This is a genomic window from Burkholderia sp. BCC1047, assembly GCF_902833155.1.
Classification (GTDB): Bacteria; Pseudomonadota; Gammaproteobacteria; order Burkholderiales; family Burkholderiaceae; genus Burkholderia; species Burkholderia sola.
In genome coordinates, this window is sequence record NZ_CADFEH010000002.1 from 326,787 (window position 1) to 341,998 (window position 15,212).

At 67.1% G+C, this 15,212-nt stretch carries 13 protein-coding genes; 8 read left to right on the forward strand and 5 right to left on the reverse strand.

From position 1 onward, the window contains the following. Positions 1-27: 27 nt before the first annotated feature. A complete protein-coding gene (locus HWX55_RS03480; protein ID WP_175973962.1) occupies positions 28-1,230 on the reverse strand; it encodes an MFS transporter in 1,203 nt (400 codons plus the stop codon). A 101-nt stretch (positions 1,231-1,331) separates the two neighbouring features. On the opposite strand from HWX55_RS03480, the gene HWX55_RS03485 reads away from it, so the two are divergent. Then, entirely contained in the window at positions 1,332-2,270 is a 939-nt protein-coding gene (locus HWX55_RS03485; RefSeq protein WP_175973964.1) for a LysR family transcriptional regulator, read from the forward strand. A 61-nt stretch (positions 2,271-2,331) separates the two neighbouring features. Here the strand turns inward: HWX55_RS03485 and zwf are convergent, their stop codons facing one another. After that, complete coding sequence (gene zwf / locus HWX55_RS03490; RefSeq protein WP_050012127.1) at positions 2,332-3,807, reverse strand: glucose-6-phosphate dehydrogenase; 1,476 nt, start codon at positions 3,805-3,807, stop codon at positions 2,332-2,334. Between the two features lie 201 nt (positions 3,808-4,008). On the opposite strand from zwf, the gene HWX55_RS03495 reads away from it, so the two are divergent. The 5 genes from HWX55_RS03495 (at position 4,009) to HWX55_RS03515 (ending at position 9,197) form a co-directional block, all read left to right on the forward strand. Beyond that, positions 4,009-4,587, forward strand: coding sequence for a TetR/AcrR family transcriptional regulator (locus tag HWX55_RS03495; protein ID WP_175973966.1), 579 nt, complete (start codon positions 4,009-4,011; stop codon positions 4,585-4,587). A gap of 150 nt (positions 4,588-4,737) precedes the next feature. Beyond that, positions 4,738-5,613, forward strand: a complete 876-nt coding sequence (locus HWX55_RS03500) for an SDR family NAD(P)-dependent oxidoreductase (RefSeq protein ID WP_175973968.1) — start codon at positions 4,738-4,740, stop codon at positions 5,611-5,613. A gap of 268 nt (positions 5,614-5,881) precedes the next feature. After that, positions 5,882-6,499, forward strand: a complete 618-nt coding sequence (locus HWX55_RS03505; protein ID WP_109342875.1) for a glutathione S-transferase — start codon at positions 5,882-5,884, stop codon at positions 6,497-6,499. Between the two features lie 98 nt (positions 6,500-6,597). Then, on the forward strand, positions 6,598-8,667 hold the full coding sequence (locus HWX55_RS03510) for a pyridoxamine 5'-phosphate oxidase family protein (RefSeq protein ID WP_175973970.1): 2,070 nt from the start codon (positions 6,598-6,600) through the stop codon (positions 8,665-8,667). A gap of 50 nt (positions 8,668-8,717) precedes the next feature. After that, positions 8,718-9,197 (forward strand): nuclear transport factor 2 family protein, encoded by a 480-nt coding sequence (locus HWX55_RS03515; RefSeq protein WP_175973973.1) that lies wholly within the window; start codon positions 8,718-8,720, stop codon positions 9,195-9,197. A gap of 57 nt (positions 9,198-9,254) precedes the next feature. On the opposite strand, the gene HWX55_RS03520 is transcribed toward HWX55_RS03515, so the two are convergent. Both HWX55_RS03520 and HWX55_RS03525 read right to left on the reverse strand, forming a co-directional pair. Beyond that, positions 9,255-10,160 carry a LysR family transcriptional regulator gene (locus HWX55_RS03520; RefSeq protein ID WP_124631311.1) on the reverse strand — a complete coding sequence of 302 codons (906 nt, stop codon included), beginning with the start codon at positions 10,158-10,160 and terminating at the stop codon, positions 9,255-9,257. A 50-nt stretch (positions 10,161-10,210) separates the two neighbouring features. Further along, a complete protein-coding gene (locus tag HWX55_RS03525) occupies positions 10,211-11,248 on the reverse strand; it encodes an AraC family transcriptional regulator (RefSeq protein WP_175973975.1) in 1,038 nt (345 codons plus the stop codon). 65 nt (positions 11,249-11,313) lie between these two features. On the opposite strand from HWX55_RS03525, the gene HWX55_RS03530 reads away from it, so the two are divergent. Further along, positions 11,314-11,850 (forward strand): carboxymuconolactone decarboxylase family protein, encoded by a 537-nt coding sequence (locus HWX55_RS03530; RefSeq protein WP_175973977.1) that lies wholly within the window; start codon positions 11,314-11,316, stop codon positions 11,848-11,850. Between the two features lie 54 nt (positions 11,851-11,904). Here HWX55_RS03530 and HWX55_RS03535 read toward each other — a convergent pair whose 3' ends face one another. Further along, entirely contained in the window at positions 11,905-12,735 is an 831-nt protein-coding gene (locus HWX55_RS03535; RefSeq protein ID WP_175973979.1) for an IclR family transcriptional regulator, read from the reverse strand. A gap of 113 nt (positions 12,736-12,848) precedes the next feature. Between HWX55_RS03535 and HWX55_RS03540 the strand changes: the two genes are divergently transcribed. Further along, positions 12,849-15,197: a cytochrome P450/oxidoreductase gene (locus tag HWX55_RS03540; protein ID WP_175973981.1), complete on the forward strand. Its 2,349-nt coding sequence runs from the start codon at positions 12,849-12,851 to the stop codon at positions 15,195-15,197. The last annotated feature ends 15 nt before the right edge of the window (positions 15,198-15,212 follow it).

The window sequence follows — 15,212 nt, forward strand, 5'->3', positions numbered from 1 at the left end:
CGGGTGGCTCCTGCAAAAGGATGACGTTCAATGGGCGAGTTCGACGGGTTCGGCCGTGCGTTCCGGCAGGCCCTGACGGCTGTCGAGACGGCCGCTCAGCGCGGTGAGCGCAAACGCGCCCAGCGTGACGGCGGCGGCGATCCACGGCGTGTGGCCGAGGCCGACGTTCGCGACGATCAGGCCGCCGAGCGACGACCCGCCGGCCACGCCGAGGTTGAAGGCGGCGATGTTGAAGCCCGACGCGACGTCGGTGGCGTCCGGCGCGAAGTGGCGCGCCTGCTTGACGACGTACACCTGCAGCCCCGGCACGTTGCCGAACGCCACGGCGCCCCACGCGAGCATCGTCAGCACCGCGAGCCATTTCACGTGGATCGTGAAGGTCAGCGCGAGCAGCACGATCGCGAGCAGCAGGAAGATTCGCTTGAGCGCCTTCACCGGGCCGACGGCGTCCGCGAGCTTGCCGCCCCACACGTTGCCGACCGCGACCGACACGCCGTAGCCGACGAGCACGAGGCTGACCTGCGACGGCGTGAAGCCGGCGATCTGTTCGAGCAGCGGCGCCATGTACGTGAACGCAATCAGCGAGCCGCCGTAGCCGACCGCAGTCATCGCATAGACGAGCAGCAGGCGCGGCTGGGCCAGCACGCGCAACTGGCGGGCGAGCGGCGCGGGCGGCGTCTGCGGCAGCCCGCGCGGCACGAACGCGACCGCGCCGAGGAACGCGACGAGGCCGAACAGCGCGACGATCAGGAACGTCGCGCGCCAGCCGAAGTGCTGGCCGATGAAGGTGCCGAGCGGAATGCCGGCGACGAACGCGACGGTCATCCCGCTGAACATCGTCGCGATCGCGCTGGCGGCCTTGTCCTTCGGCACGAGCGTGGTCGCGATGATCGAGCCGACCGAGAAGAACACGCCGTGCGCGAGGCCGGTGAGGATGCGCGCGACGATCAGCGATTCGTAGCCCGGCGCCTGCCATGCGACGAGGTTGCCGACGGTGAAGAGCGCCATCAGCCCGGCGAGCAGCGCCTTGCGCGGCACGCGGCCGGTGAGCGCGGTGAGGAGCGGCGCGCCGATGGCCACGCTCAACGCGTACAGGCCGACGAGCAGGCCGGCGGACGGCAGGCTGACGCCGAGGTCGGCGCCGATCGTCGGGATCAGCCCGACGATCACGAATTCGGTGGTGCCGATGGCAAAGGCGCTGATGGTCAGCGCAAGCAACGCGAGTGGCATGACGGGATCCGGGTTTCAGTAGGAATGGATCGCAGTGTGCCGGCTTTACTTTTGCGGAAAAACTGGTCTATAAACCAAATTGTTTTGATTTCAAATCAACAATGAAGATCACTCTCGACGAACTCCAGGCCTTTGCCGCCGTGGTCGACACCGGTTCGATCACGGCCGCCGCCCAGCAGCTCGACCTCACCGTGTCGGCGACGAGCCGCACGCTTGCGCGGCTCGAGGAAAAGCTGAAGACCACGCTGCTGCGCCGGACCACGCGCCGGCTCGAACTGACCGAGGAAGGGCGCGCATTCCTGCAGGACGCGCGCGCGATCATCGAATCGGTCGAGAACGCGGAGGAGCAGATGCTCGCGCGGCGCGAGATGCCGTCCGGGCGTTTGCGCGTCGACGCCGCGACGCCGTTCATGCTGCACGTGATCGCGCCGCTCGTGCGCGGCTACCGCGAGCGCTTCCCGAAGGTCGAGCTGGAGCTGAACAGCAACGAGGGCATCATCGACCTGCTGGAGCGGCGCACCGACGTCGCGATCCGGATCGGCCGGCTGAAGGATTCGACGCTGCACAGCCGGCGGATCGGCAACAGCCGCGTGCGCATCCTCGCCAGCCCCGACTACATCGACGCGCACGGGCAGCCGCGCAAGGTCGAGGATCTGCCGAAGCACACGCTGCTCGGCTTCACGCAGCCCGAATCGTTGAACGTATGGCCGATCCTCGGCGCGGACGGCGAGCCCTGCCGCATCGAGCCCGACGTCTGGTCGTCGAGCGGCGAGACGCTGCGGCAGCTCGCGCTGGCGGGCACGGGGGTCGTGTGCCTGTCGGATTTCGTGACCGCGCAGGATCGCGAAGCGGGGCGGCTGGTGCAGGTGCTTGCGCGCCAGACGCTCGACGTCAGGCAGCCGATTCACGCGGTGTACTACCGGAATACCGCGATCTCGTCGCGGATCGCGTCGTTCGTCGACTACCTGATCGAGGTGCTGGGCGGCGGCAGCGGCGATGCGCCGGCGCGGCGCAAGGCCGCGTGGATGGAGTCGCAGTAGCGACGCGGCGCTGCCTTTCCGAATTCGGCGTGCCGCGCGGCGGCACGCCGTCGTGCGGCGATTACGCCTCTTCGGCCCAGGACATCCCGTCGCGCGCGAGCAACGCCGACGAAGCCGCGGGCCCGAACGTGCCGGCCGTGTACAGGCGCGGCCGATCGCCGAGCTGCTTCCAGCCGTCGAGGATCGGCTCGACCCACGACCACGCGGCTTCGAGTTCGTCGCGGCGCATGAAGTGCGTGAGGCGGCCGCGGATCACGTCGATCAGCAGCCGTTCGTACGCTTCCGCGCGCCGTTCCGGAATCGCCTGCTGCAGGTCGAGGTTCAGGCTCACCGGCACCATGTTCATCCCGCTGCCCGGTTCCTTCGCGAGCATCTGCAGCTGGATCGACTCTTCCGGCTGGAGCTGGATCACGAGACGGTTGCCGTAATTGCGCGGGCCGGTCGGGATGATCGAGAACGGCATGTCGGCGAACTCGATCACGATTTCCGACTGGCGGCGCTGCAGCCGCTTGCCGGTGCGCAGGAAGAACGGCACGTTCGCCCAGCGCCAGTTGTTGATGTGCGCGCGCAACGCGACGAAGGTTTCCGCGCGGCTGTCCGCCGGCACGTTGTCTTCCTCGAGATAGCCCTTGACCGGCTGGCCGTCGACCGCGCCTGCCGTGTACTGGCCACGCACCGTGTCGCGCGCGACGTCCGACAGCGACATCGGCCGCAGCGAGCGCAGCACCTTCAGCTTCTCGTCGCGCACCGCGTCCGGGTCGAGCGACACGGGCGGCTCCATCGCGACGATGCACAGCAACTGCAGCAGGTGGTTCTGCACCATGTCGCGCAGCGCGCCGGTATGGTCGTAGAAGCCCGCGCGGCTGCCGACGCCGACCGTTTCCGCGACCGTGATCTGCACGCTGCGGATGTTCGGCGCCTGCCACAGCGGCCCGAAGATCGGGTTGCCGAAGCGCAGCACCATCAGGTTCTGCACGGTTTCCTTGCCGAGATAGTGGTCGATCCGGTAGATCTGCGATTCTTCGAAGTGCTTGCCGACCGCGTTATTGATCGCCTTTGCGGACGCGAGATCGTGGCCCAGCGGCTTTTCGAGGACGACGCGCGAGTGCGCGTCGACGAGGTGCGCGGCCGACAGGTTGTCGCAGATCGTCGTGAACAGCTCCGGCGACGTCGACAGGTAGAACACGCGGATCGCGTCGCCACGCGCCGCTTCGGCGAGCCGCAGGTAGTCGTCCGGCGCGTTCACGTCGATCAGCACGTACTTGAACAGGTCGAGGAAGCGGCTCCACGCGTCGGCGTCGAACGCTTTCTCGTCGATGAACGGGCGCGATTGCTCGTCCATGAACTTGCGATAGCCGTCGATGCCCCAGTCGCGGCGGCCGACGGCGATGATGCGCGTCTCGGGCGGAAGATTGCAGTGCAGATGCGCCATGTACAGCGCGGGCAACAGCTTGCGGGCGGCCAGGTCGCCGCCGCCGCCGAAGATGATCATGTCGACGGGCCGGTCGGCCGCCGTCTGGGAAGGCTGATTCGTCATGGGAGGTTCGCGGTTTGAAACGGTGAACGTGAAACGAACGTCGAGGGCAATCGGGTGCCGGATGGCCGGCGCCGGTACGGCAAAACGCAATAGTGCACCGTTTTGATGGTTTGCGTGTGCGTTCCCCCGGATGTAACAGGGCTTGCGTTCTCGCTGATGGCTCGATTATGATTGAGCACTCACTCATTAAAGGAGTCGAACGTGGCCCGACCGCGCAGTCCCGACAAGCACGAAGCCATCCTCGCCGCGGCCGCGCGCGCGCTCGCCGAGGACGGCGCGACCGCGACGACCGCGCGCATCGCGCGGCTGGCCGGCGTGGCGGAAGGCACGGTGTTCACGTATTTCGAGACGAAGGACGCGTTGCTGAACGCGCTGTACGTGAGCCTGAAGGCCGACATGCGCGAAGCGATGATGACCGGGTTTCCGGAACACGCGCCGGCCGAGCAGGCGGTACGGCATGCGTGGAACGGCTATGTGTCGTGGGGCGTCGCGAATCCGGACGGCCGGCGCGCGCTGCAGCAGCTCGGCGTGAGCGGGCGCATCGACGACCCGCATCGCGCGGCCGGCGCCGAAGGCTTCGGCGCGATCCGTGCGCTGCTGCGCGAACAGGTCGCCGCGTCGGGCGCGCTGAACCGCGACGAAGCGCATGCGTTCTGCTCGGCGTTGTTTACGTCGATTGCGGAAACGGCGATGGAATCGATCGCACGCGAGCCGGTGCGAGCCGATGCGTACCAGGAAGCCGGCTTTCGCGCGTTGTGGGCCGTGTTGCATGCGGTGTGAGTCAGGCATGGCCGTCGGGCGGCGCGTGCCGCGACGACAGGCACGGAGTTTCAGGCAGGGCGATGCAGGTCATGGGATCGGTTCATCGTCCATATTAATGAGTGAGTAATCATTCATTTTCATCGTTTCACCACGATCAAGGAGTGGAAAATGTCGAAAGTCTGGTTGGTAACAGGGGCCGCACGCGGCCTGGGACGCGCGATTTCGGAAGCCGTGCTGGCGGCGGGCGACCGACTGGTGGCCGGCGCACGCAACCCGGCGCAACTGGCCGATCTGGCCGAACGGTATGGCGACCGGTTGCTGCCGGTCGCGCTCGACGTCACCGACGAAGCGGCGGCAGAGCAGGCCGTCTCGGCGGCACGCGCCGCATTCGGCCGCATCGACGTGCTGGTGAACAACGCGGGCTACGGCCATACGGCGCCGTTCGAGCAGATGGGCGCCGACGTGTTTCGCGACCAGATCGAAACGAACCTGTTCGGCGTGATCAATCTCACGCGCGCGGTGCTGCCGACGATGCGCGCACAACGCGCGGGGCGCATCTTCCAGGTATCGTCGGTCGGCGGGCGGACGTCGACGCCCGGGTTGTCCGCGTATCAGGCCGCGAAGTGGGCGGTCGGCGGATTCAGCGACGTGCTCGCGAAGGAAGTCGCGCCGTTCGGCGTGCGCGTGTGCACGCTTGAGCCGGGCGGGATGCGGACCGAATGGGCCGCGCAGGCGAAGCGCGACGTCGACGATCTGCTGCCCGACTATCAGCCGTCGGTCGGCAAGATTCTCGAGTTGCTCGGTGCGTATGGCGGCCACGAGGTCGGCGATCCCGCGCGGATCGCGGCGTTGATCGTCGACCTGTCGCGCCGCGACGACGTGCCGCTGCGCCTGCTGCTCGGCGGCGATGCGCTGTTCGTCTGCGAGCAGGCGGAACGGCAGCGCGCGGAAGAGGCGGCGCGGTGGCGGGACGCCACGCTGTCCACGCAGTTTCCGGACGCGAAGCTGCCGGACGGGCTGGAGGCGTTGAAGGCGATCGAGTAAGGGCGGCCGCTGTCGCGGGCGGCGCATCGATCGCGTCGACCGCGTCGCTCCCGCAAGCCGGGTCGCGTGCCGGCGCGATCGATTTCGCCGGCGGCCCGGCGCGCAAAACGCCGCGTGGGTCCGCATCGCAACGCCGGCTTTCGCCCGACCATTCGCGAAACGAGAACGATCAATTCTCCTCAGCGGGGATTCTGTCGCAACCGTCGAGTTTCTAGACTTGCCTCAAGCGATGAGACCTGCTCGTCGCACCTTCCAAAAGGACACAGTCATGAAGCTCTACGTTCATCCGCTTTCCGGTCATTCGCACCGCGCCCGCCTGCTCATTTCGCTGCTCGGCATCGAGCATGAACTGATCGAAGTCGACCTGGCCGCCGGCGCGCACAAGTCGCCTGAATTTCTGGCGCTGAACCGCTTCGGTCAGGTGCCGGTGCTGGTAGACGGGGACACCGTGATCGCCGATTCGAATGCCATCCTCGTGTATCTCGCCCGCACGTCGGGCAATAGCGACTTCCTTCCGCAATCGCCCGTGCAGGAAGCCGCCGTGCAGCGCTGGTTGTCGGTCGCGGCCGGCGAGATCGCATTCGGGCCGGCCGCCGCGCGGCTCATCACGGTCTTCGGTGCGAAGTTCAATGCCGACGAAGTGATCGCCCGTGCGCATCGCATCCTCGCGCTCATCGACGCCGAACTCGCGGGGCGCGACTTCATCGTCGGGCCGAAGCCCACCATCGCCGACGTCGCGTTGTACGGCTACGTTGCGCGTGCACCCGAAGGCAATGTGGACCTGTCCGGCTATTCGAACGTCGCGGCGTGGCTGCGCCGCATCGAAGCGTTGCCGGGTTTCGTCGAGTTCGTGAAGACGCCGGTCGGGCTCGCGGCCGCTGCGTGATCGAGGTCGGCCCGTCGCCCGTGCGGTGACGGAGGCGACGCCTGCGCGTCAACGCGCGCCGAATGCGTCATGTGCAGGTTCCGTCGAGGAGACACATCGTGAGCACGGTATCCAATGAAGCGAACTCGCCGTGGCATCGGGGCGAACTCGAGCTGCAGGAAAAAACAGGCGTGATGCAGAAGATGGACAGCGTGGGACGGCGCTTCGTCAGGGATCACATGCCCGACCAGCATCGCGCGTTCTTCGCGCAGCTGCCTTTCGTCGTCGTCGGTGCGGTGGCCGACGACGCAGACGTATGGGCGACCTTCGCATTCGGCCAGCCCGGCTTCATGCAGTCGCCGAACGACAAGCGCCTGCGCATCGACACCGTATTCGATCCGAACGATCCGGCTGCCAGTGGCACGCACGACGGCGCGGCGATCGGCCTGCTCGGCATCGAACTGCATACGCGGCGTCGCAATCGCCTGAACGGCATGATCCGTCGCGGCGAGACGCGCGCATTCGATCTCGACGTCGTGCAGAGCTTCGGCAACTGCCCGCAATACATCCAGTTGCGCGATTTCGCGTTCGTACGCGAACCCGATACGTTCTCGGAAATCGCACCGGAGGAAAGCGATCGTCTCGACGATCGCGCCCGCGCGATCATCGCGGCTGCCGACACGCTGTTCGTGGCGTCCTACGTCGGCGACGGCGCCGAGCGTCAGGTCGACGTTTCGCATCGCGGCGGCAAGGCGGGGTTCGTGCGCATCGGCGACGACGGCGTGCTGACGATCCCGGATTTCGCCGGCAACCTGTTCTTCGCGACACTGGGCAATTTTCGGGTCAATCCGCGCGCGGGCATCGTGTTTGCCGACTTCGAAACCGGCGATGTGTTGCAGATGACCGGCGAAGCCGAAGTCGACCTCGATTCACCGGAGATCGCCGCATTTCAGGGCGCGGAGCGACTGTGGCGCTTCAAGCCGCGCCGCGTCGTTTATCGCGCCGGCGCATTGCCGTTGCGCTGGACGTTCCGGGCGGAAGGCTGGTCGCCCAACTCGCTGATGACGGGGAGCTGGGACGAGGCCGCGAGCCGCCTGAGCGCCGCCGAACTGGCACGGGCGTGGCGTCCGTTCAGGGTCGCGAAAATCACCGACGAGAGCACGCTGATTCGCTCGTTCCAGCTCGACCCTGCGGACGGCGCCGGCTTGGTGCCGCACCTGGCGGGCCAGCACGTGCCGATTCGCGTGAACCTGTCGGAGGGCGGCGATCCGCTCATCCGCACCTATACGTTGTCGAGCGCGCCGTCGGACGGTGTGTATCGCATCAGCGTGAAGCGGGAAGGGCGCGTGTCGTCGCATCTGCATGACGGGGTGCAGGTCGGTGACCGCATCGAAGTGCGAGCGCCCGCCGGGCAATTCACGATCGATGCGCTCGAGCGCCGTCCTGCCGTGTTGCTGGCGGCCGGTGTCGGGGTGACGCCGATGCTGGCGATGTTGCGTCACATCGTCTACGAAGGCGCGCGCAAGCGCGGCACCCGCAAGACCTGGTTCTTTCACGCCGCACGCTCCGTGAAGGAGCGCGCGTTCAGCGACGAGATCGGCCAGCTCGCATCGGCGGCGAACGGCGCGGTGAACGTGGTGCGCGTGCTGTCGGACGCGACCGGCGCGCGCGAGGGCGACGAAGTCGACGTCGTCGGCCGCATCGATGCGAACCTGCTGCGCGCGACGCTGCCGTTCGACGACTACGACTTTTACCTGTGCGGACCGTCGGGTTTCATGCAAGCGGTCTATGACGCGCTCCGCGACCTGAACGTGGCGGACCATCGAATCCACGCGGAGTCGTTCGGCCCTTCCGGGCTCAAGCGTCGAGCCGATTCGGGCGCGAGTGCCCCATTGCGTGCGCCGGCGGATACGCCGACACCCGTCGCGTTCGTCAAGTCGGGCAAGGAAGCGCGCTGGCAGCCGGGCAGCGGCTCGCTGCTGGACCTGGCCGAGGCGCGCGGCCTGACGCCCGAATACGGGTGCCGCGGAGGCAGTTGCGGCACCTGCCGCACCCGGATCGTCGAAGGCGCGGTGACGTATCCGGTCGCACCGGAATTCAAGGTACCGGACGACGAAGCGCTGATCTGCTGCGCGGTGCCCGCGCATCGCGGATCGGGCGGCGGCGACCGTCTGCTGCTCGACGTGTGATTCAGAACCCTCGTCGCACGGCGACGATTCCCGACGAAAGGAGTTTGACCATGAAAGACGTCAACGTTGCCCGCCCGCCGGTTCCACCGTTCTCGCTGGACACGGCGATCGAGAAAGTGCGGCTCGCCGAAGACGGGTGGAACACGCGCAATCCGGAGCAGGTTTCGCTCGGATACAGCGTCGACAGCGTGTGGCGCAACCGCGCCGAATTCGCGACGGGCCGTGCGGCAATCGTTGCGTTGCTCACACGCAAGTGGCAGCGCGAACTCGACTACCGGCTCATCAAGGAGTTGTGGGCGTACGGCGGCAACCGGATCGCCGTGCGCTTCGCCTACGAGTGGCATGACGACGCGCAGAACTGGTATCGCTCGTACGGCAACGAGAACTGGGAATTCGGCGACGATGGCCTCATGCACCACCGCCATGCGTGCATCAACGATCTGCCGATCGCCGAGGCCGATCGCAAGCTCTTCTGGCCGCTCGGGCGCAGGCCCGACGATCATCCGGGCCTCAGCGATCTCGGTCTGTAAGGCCTGCTTGCCTACGGCGCGCGATGCTCGCTACGCGTGCCGACTCGCCGGTGCCTGCTAGGCAGACCACATCGGCGCTTGGGCCCTCAGCCTTTCGACGCAGAGATCGATGAACGCGCGCGCTTTCCGGTTCGCGTGCCGGCCCTCCCGATGCACGACGTGAACCGGGAGCGGCGCAAGTTCGTGCTCGGCCAGCAGCACGCACAGCGTGCCTTGCGCGAGTTCGTCGACCACCTGATAGGACAGCAGGCGCACGATGCCGAGGCCGGCTGTTGCCGCGGCGATCGCGGAATCGTTCGTCGTGGTCAGCAGGCGCGGCTGGATGGGGACGGTGAGCGTCTTGTCCCGCGCGCGGAAGCGCCATTCGGGCGCCGGCGTGATGCCCGTCGCCTGAATCGTGACGTGAGCCGCGAGATCGTCCGGATGCTGTGGCGTGCCGTGCGCGTCCAGATAAGCGGGAGACGCGCACAGCACGCGGCGTACCTTGCCGACCGAGATCGCCTGCAGCGACGAGTTCGGCAGCTCGCCGATGCGCACGGCCACGTCGGCGCCTTCATCGACGAGATTGACGACACGGTCCAGAAACCAGCAGTTGAGATTGACGGAAGGATGCTGCTGCAGATACTCGAGCGCGATCGGCGTCACATAGCTCTTGCCGAACAGCACGGGCGCCGTGACGGTGAGCTGGCCGCGTGGCGTATTGCCGGTGCCGGTGGCGGAAAGCTCGGCCGCGTCGATGTCCGCCAGAATGCGCCGGCAGTCCTCGTAAAACGACGCGCCCGCATCGGTGATGCGGACCACGCGCGTCGTCCGCGTCAACAGCCGCACGCCGAGATATTCCTCGAGTTCCGTCATCACGCGGCTGATCACCGACGGCGAGACGTTCAGCTTGCGCGCCGCCGATGCGAACCCTTCCGTCTCGACCACCGTGACGAAGGTGGTCATGGCCTGGAGCCTGTCCATGTATGAAAGATATCCGGGTGAAGTGAACGTGTCCGCACGCGCATCGTGCGTCAGGATGAACGCGCGTCCGGCTCCGCGATGCTCGACGATCGGATGCGCCACTTCGCCGGCGTCATGCCTACCTGCCGTTTGAACACCCGTTGGAATGCGGCCTCGGATCGATAGCCGACCGATTCGCCGATCTCGGCGACGGACATCGTCGTTTGCGCGAGCTTGCGCCCGGCAAGCGCCATGCGGATTTCAGTCAGGACATCGGTTGCCGAGCGGCTGATCGCCTCGTCGAAGTGGCGTGCGAACGTCGCGCGCGACATGTGGCAGCGCTCGGCCAGCTGGGCCAGCGTCCAGGGCTTTTCGGGCTCGTCGAACATCGCTGCGAGCGCCGGCTGCAGCCGATGACGTTGTGCCAGTGCAAGCAGCCCGCGCGGCGCGTGGCCTGCCTCGGACGCACTGCGCAGGGTCAACGCGAACAGCGCACCGGACAGATGATCCACGACCGCGGCACTGCCGGCGCGTTGCTCCAGCGCTTCCTCTCGCATCAAGTCGATGAGCCGCGCGAGCCGCGTGACTGCAAACGCGGCGTCGCGCGTCTGTTCGTCGCCCGCGGTTACGCTGCTCACGAGCAGACGTCGAGGCAGATGGTCGCGCAGCAACTGCTGCGGGACGGCAGGCAGCACGAAGCGCCCGCACAGCACATCGGTGCTCGCATTGGCGCTGCCGTTCGTCGCGATGGTCAGGCCGTTGTTGTGCCGCTCGCGCGCCGCGCGCGGCGCCTCGCCGCTGCCGTCGTGCAGCCGATGGGCGCTGCCGGACGGAAACACGACGATGTCGCCGGCCTTCATCCGCAGCGTCGGTTCGTCTTCTCCGTCCGTCTCGCATTCGATGACGGCCTCGCCGCGCAACAGGATGTGATAGGGGAGTTCCCACTCGCTCGACTCGGGATGGTCGATGCGCCACGGCGACCCGAAGTGGCACCGCACGTCAAGCCGCCCGGTGACCGGCATCATCGACAGCAATCGGTCGAGCATTTCCATATGAGACGTTTGAGCATGGAGTTGCGGCAGTATGGCATTAAAGAAAACGTCACGCATCCCTACACTGACTCCCATGCCATACGACATGGCTAACCGTTCAACCACGAAGCAAGGAGTCGATCATGTCCCGTCTCACCACCATTCGCCCTGAAGAGGCAACCGGCGCGGCCGCTGAAGTGTTCGCGAAGATCAAGAAGGCCGTCGGCAAGGTGCCCAACGCATACGCCACCATCGGCACGCAAAGCCCCGAAGCGCTCGGCGCGGCGCTGGCGTTCGATGCGGCGGTCGCGGCGAGCACGCTCGGCAAGGCCGATATCGAAGCGATCAAGCTGGCGGTCAGCGAATACGCGGGATGTGATTACTGCGTCGCCGCTCACACGCTGATGGGCAAGCTGGCAGGCCTGACAAGCGATCAGATGAAGCAGGTGCGCGCGGGCGCGGCAACCGGCGACGCCGCGCGCGATGCGCTGGTCGCGTATGTCCGTACGCTCGTCGGCACGCACGGCACGGTCCCCGTTGCGGTCGTCGATGCGGTGCGCGAGGCGGGCTATACGGAACGCCAGCTCATCGAGATCAATCTCGCCATCGCGTCGATCACGTTCACGAACCTCGTCAATCGCGTGAACGATACGACGCTCGATTTTCCGGCCGTGGCGTAACGGCGCGGTGGATCGCGGACAGGAAGCCCGCGTCTGCGCCGATACGCGGATGCACTACCGGCCGTCGGGATCGGCGCTGTACCCGAGTTCGCCGCTGATCAGCGCGGCCTCGTGGCGCAGTGCCGTCGCGACCGGCCCGTCGATCGATGCGTCGAAGCCGCCGGTCGCGCCCAGCGCGGTGATCGCCGCGCACATATGTCCGTTCGCATCGAATAGCGGCGCCGACACGGCGCTGATGCCCTTCAGGTTGGTGTCGCAGACGGTCGCGAGGCCGGCCGCGCGAATCTCGCGCTGCAATTGACCGACCGGATCGCGTCGATCGAGCTGCGCGCGCAGCTCGGCCGGCGCCGACGCGAGTTCGTCTTCCGCAAGCTGTCGCACCTTCGGCTCGTCGAGCAGCGCGAGGAACAGCCGCCCGGTTGCGGACCATAGCAACGACATCACCGAGCCGGCGCGAACATTGACCGTGACCGGCAGGCCGGGCTCTTCGAAGCGCATGATCGTCGGCCCGCGGTTGCCCATGATCGCGACGAAGCACGTTACTTCCAGGCGCTCGCGCACGCGCACGAGCGACGGTTCGGCGAGCCGTATCGGGTCGGCCATCCGGATCGCCGCGAGCCCGATCGAGATGCACTGGGGCCCAAGCACGTATTGCTGGCTCGCGCGCTCCTGCGTGACGAACGCTTCCTCCATCAGGCTCGCCAGATAGCGGTGAACCTTCGCGGGATTCTCGTCGAGTCGCGCCGCGAGCGCGGTCAGCGTGGCGCGGCCGCCGCACGCGGCGAGCTCCTTCAGCACGAGCAGGCCGGTCGACGCGGACTGGACGCGCTGCCGGCGGTCGCGCTCGGGCGGCGCGGTCTTCTTCGTTCTGGCGATTTTTTCCATAAGCCGGATTCTAGCCGGACGACCGGCGGCGCCCGGCCGCCAAGGTTTACCCCAGTCGTTTGATTACGCATTGCGTATTAGATTTACGCAAAATCATAGCACGGGAGTGAATCATGTCCGTCACGGAGCGCCACGCGTCATCGTCGAAATGTCCGTTTCATCCTGCGCCGGCCGTGGCGCGCGCGCCGAACGGCTGTCCGGTGAGCGCCGCCGCAGCCGCGTTCGATCCGTTCGACGACGGCTACCAGCAGGACCCGCCCGAGTACGTGCGCTGGGCGCGCGAGCAGGAGCCCGTGTTCTACAGCCCCAAACTCGGCTATTGGGTCGTCACGCGCTTCGACGACATCAAGGCGATCTTTCGCGACAACCTCACGTTCAGCCCGTCGATCGCGTTGGAGAAGATCACGCCCACCGGCCCCGAGGCGAACGCGGTGCTCGCGTCGTACGGCTTTGCGCTGAACCGCACGCTCGTCAACGAGGACGAGCCCGCGCACATGCCGCGCCGCCGCGCGCTGCTCGACCCGTTCACGCCCGACGCGCTGAAGCATCACGAACCGATGGTGCGCCGGCTCGCGCGCGAATACGTGGACCGCTTCATCGACGACGGTCGAGCGGATCTGGTCGACCAGATGCTGTGGGAAGTGCCGCTCACCGTCGCGCTGCACTTTCTCGGCGTGCCCGAGGAGGACATGGACACGCTGCGCGAATACTCGATCGCGCACACGATCAACACGTGGGGGCGCCCGAAACCGGAGGAGCAGGTCGCGGTCGCGCACGCGGTCGGCAAGTTCTGGCAGTTCGCGGGCAAGGTGCTCGACAAGATGCGCGAGAATCCGTCCGGGCCCGGCTGGATGCAGTACGGGATCCGCAAGCAGAAGGAACTGCCGGACGTGATCACCGATTCGTATCTGCATTCGATGATGATGGCGGGCATCGTCGCCGCGCACGAGACGACCGCGAACGCGACGGCGAACGCGATGAAACTGCTGCTGCAGCATCCCGACGCGTGGCGCGACATCTGCGAGGATCCGTCGCTGATCCCGAACGCAGTCGAGGAGTGCCTGCGCCACAACGGCTCGGTCGCCGCATGGCGACGGCTCGCGACGAAGGACGTGACGATCGGCGGCATCGACATTCCGGCGGGCTCGAAGCTGCTGATCGTCACGTCGTCCGCGAATCACGACGAAGCGCGCTTCGCGGACGCCGACCTGTTCGACATCCGCCGCGAGAACGCGAACGATCAGTTGACGTTCGGCTATGGATCGCATCAGTGCATGGGCAAGAATCTCGCGCGCATGGAGATGCAGGTCTTCCTCGACGAGTTCACGCGCCGTCTGCCGCACATGAAGCTCGCCGAGCAGCGCTTCACGTATGTGCCGAACACGTCGTTCCGCGGCCCCGAGCATCTGTACGTCGAATGGGATCCGGCGCTGAATCCCGAGCGCCGCGACCCGTCGGTGCTGCGCCCGCGCGCGGCGGTGCGCATCGGCGAGCCGTCGTCGCACGCGGTGAGCCGCGCGGTCACGGTCGAACGCGTGTCGATGTGCGCGGAGCGCATCGCCCACATCCGGCTCGTGTCCGCCGACGGCCGCCCGCTGCCGCGCTGGACGCCCGGCTCGCACATCGACGTGATCTGCGGCGATACCGGCATCACGCGCCAGTATTCGCTGTGCGGCGACCCGGACGAGCGCGACGTGTATGAGATCGCGGTACTGCACGAAGCGCAGAGCCGCGGCGGATCGGCGTGGGTGCATGCGAATCTGCGCGCCGGCGATGGGCTGAAGATCCGCGGCGCGCGCAATCACTTCCGCTTCGCAGCCGACGCCGACAAGGCCATCTTCGTCGCGGGCGGCATCGGCATTACGCCGATCAGTGCGATGGCGCGCGAAGCGAAGGCGCGCGGGATCGATTACGAAATCCACTACAGCGGCTCGCGACGCGCGTCGATGGCGATGCTCGGCACGCTCGCCGCGTTGCATGGGGAACGTCTGCACGTGTACGTGTCGGAAGAAGGCTCGCGTAACGACTTTCGCGCGCTGTTCGCGCAGCCGGCCGACGACACGCACATCTACGCGTGCGGCCCCGCGCGGATGCTCGACGCACTCGAAGCGAGCTGCGCACACTGGCCGCGCGATGCGCTGCGAGTCGAGCATTTCGTGTCGACGAAGGCGGCGCTCGATCCGTCGAAGGAGCGGCCGTTCGAAGTCGAACTGAAGGATTCGGGCATCACGCTGACGGTCTCGGCGAACCAGACCGTGCTCGACGCGTTGCAGCACGCGAACATCGACGTGCAGAGCGACTGCCGCGAAGGGCTGTGCGGCTCGTGCGAAGTCCGCGTGCTGGCCGGTCGAGTCGATCATCGCGACAGCGTGCTCACGCGCGCGGAGCGCGACGCGCACGACCGCATGATGACCTGCTGTTCGCGCGCGTGCGGCGGCGAGCGGCTCGTTCTCGAACTTTGAACGCGCGGTGGCGCC

Excerpts from the sequence above, each read along its gene's own strand:
- HWX55_RS03480 (WP_175973962.1), bottom strand. The coding sequence starts at position 1,230 with ATGCCACTCGCGTTGCTTGCGCTGACCATCAGCGCCTTTGCCATCGGC.
- HWX55_RS03485 (WP_175973964.1), top strand. The coding sequence starts at position 1,332 with ATGAAGATCACTCTCGACGAACTCCAGGCCTTTGCCGCCGTGGTCGAC.
- zwf (WP_050012127.1), bottom strand. The coding sequence starts at position 3,807 with ATGACGAATCAGCCTTCCCAGACGGCGGCCGACCGGCCCGTCGACATG.
- HWX55_RS03500 (WP_175973968.1), top strand. The coding sequence starts at position 4,738 with ATGTCGAAAGTCTGGTTGGTAACAGGGGCCGCACGCGGCCTGGGACGC.
- HWX55_RS03505 (WP_109342875.1), top strand. The coding sequence starts at position 5,882 with ATGAAGCTCTACGTTCATCCGCTTTCCGGTCATTCGCACCGCGCCCGC.
- HWX55_RS03515 (WP_175973973.1), top strand. The coding sequence starts at position 8,718 with ATGAAAGACGTCAACGTTGCCCGCCCGCCGGTTCCACCGTTCTCGCTG.
- HWX55_RS03520 (WP_124631311.1), bottom strand. The coding sequence starts at position 10,160 with ATGGACAGGCTCCAGGCCATGACCACCTTCGTCACGGTGGTCGAGACG.
- HWX55_RS03525 (WP_175973975.1), bottom strand. The coding sequence starts at position 11,248 with ATGCGTGACGTTTTCTTTAATGCCATACTGCCGCAACTCCATGCTCAA.
- HWX55_RS03530 (WP_175973977.1), top strand. The coding sequence starts at position 11,314 with ATGTCCCGTCTCACCACCATTCGCCCTGAAGAGGCAACCGGCGCGGCC.
- HWX55_RS03535 (WP_175973979.1), bottom strand. The coding sequence starts at position 12,735 with ATGGAAAAAATCGCCAGAACGAAGAAGACCGCGCCGCCCGAGCGCGAC.
- HWX55_RS03540 (WP_175973981.1), top strand. The coding sequence starts at position 12,849 with ATGTCCGTCACGGAGCGCCACGCGTCATCGTCGAAATGTCCGTTTCAT.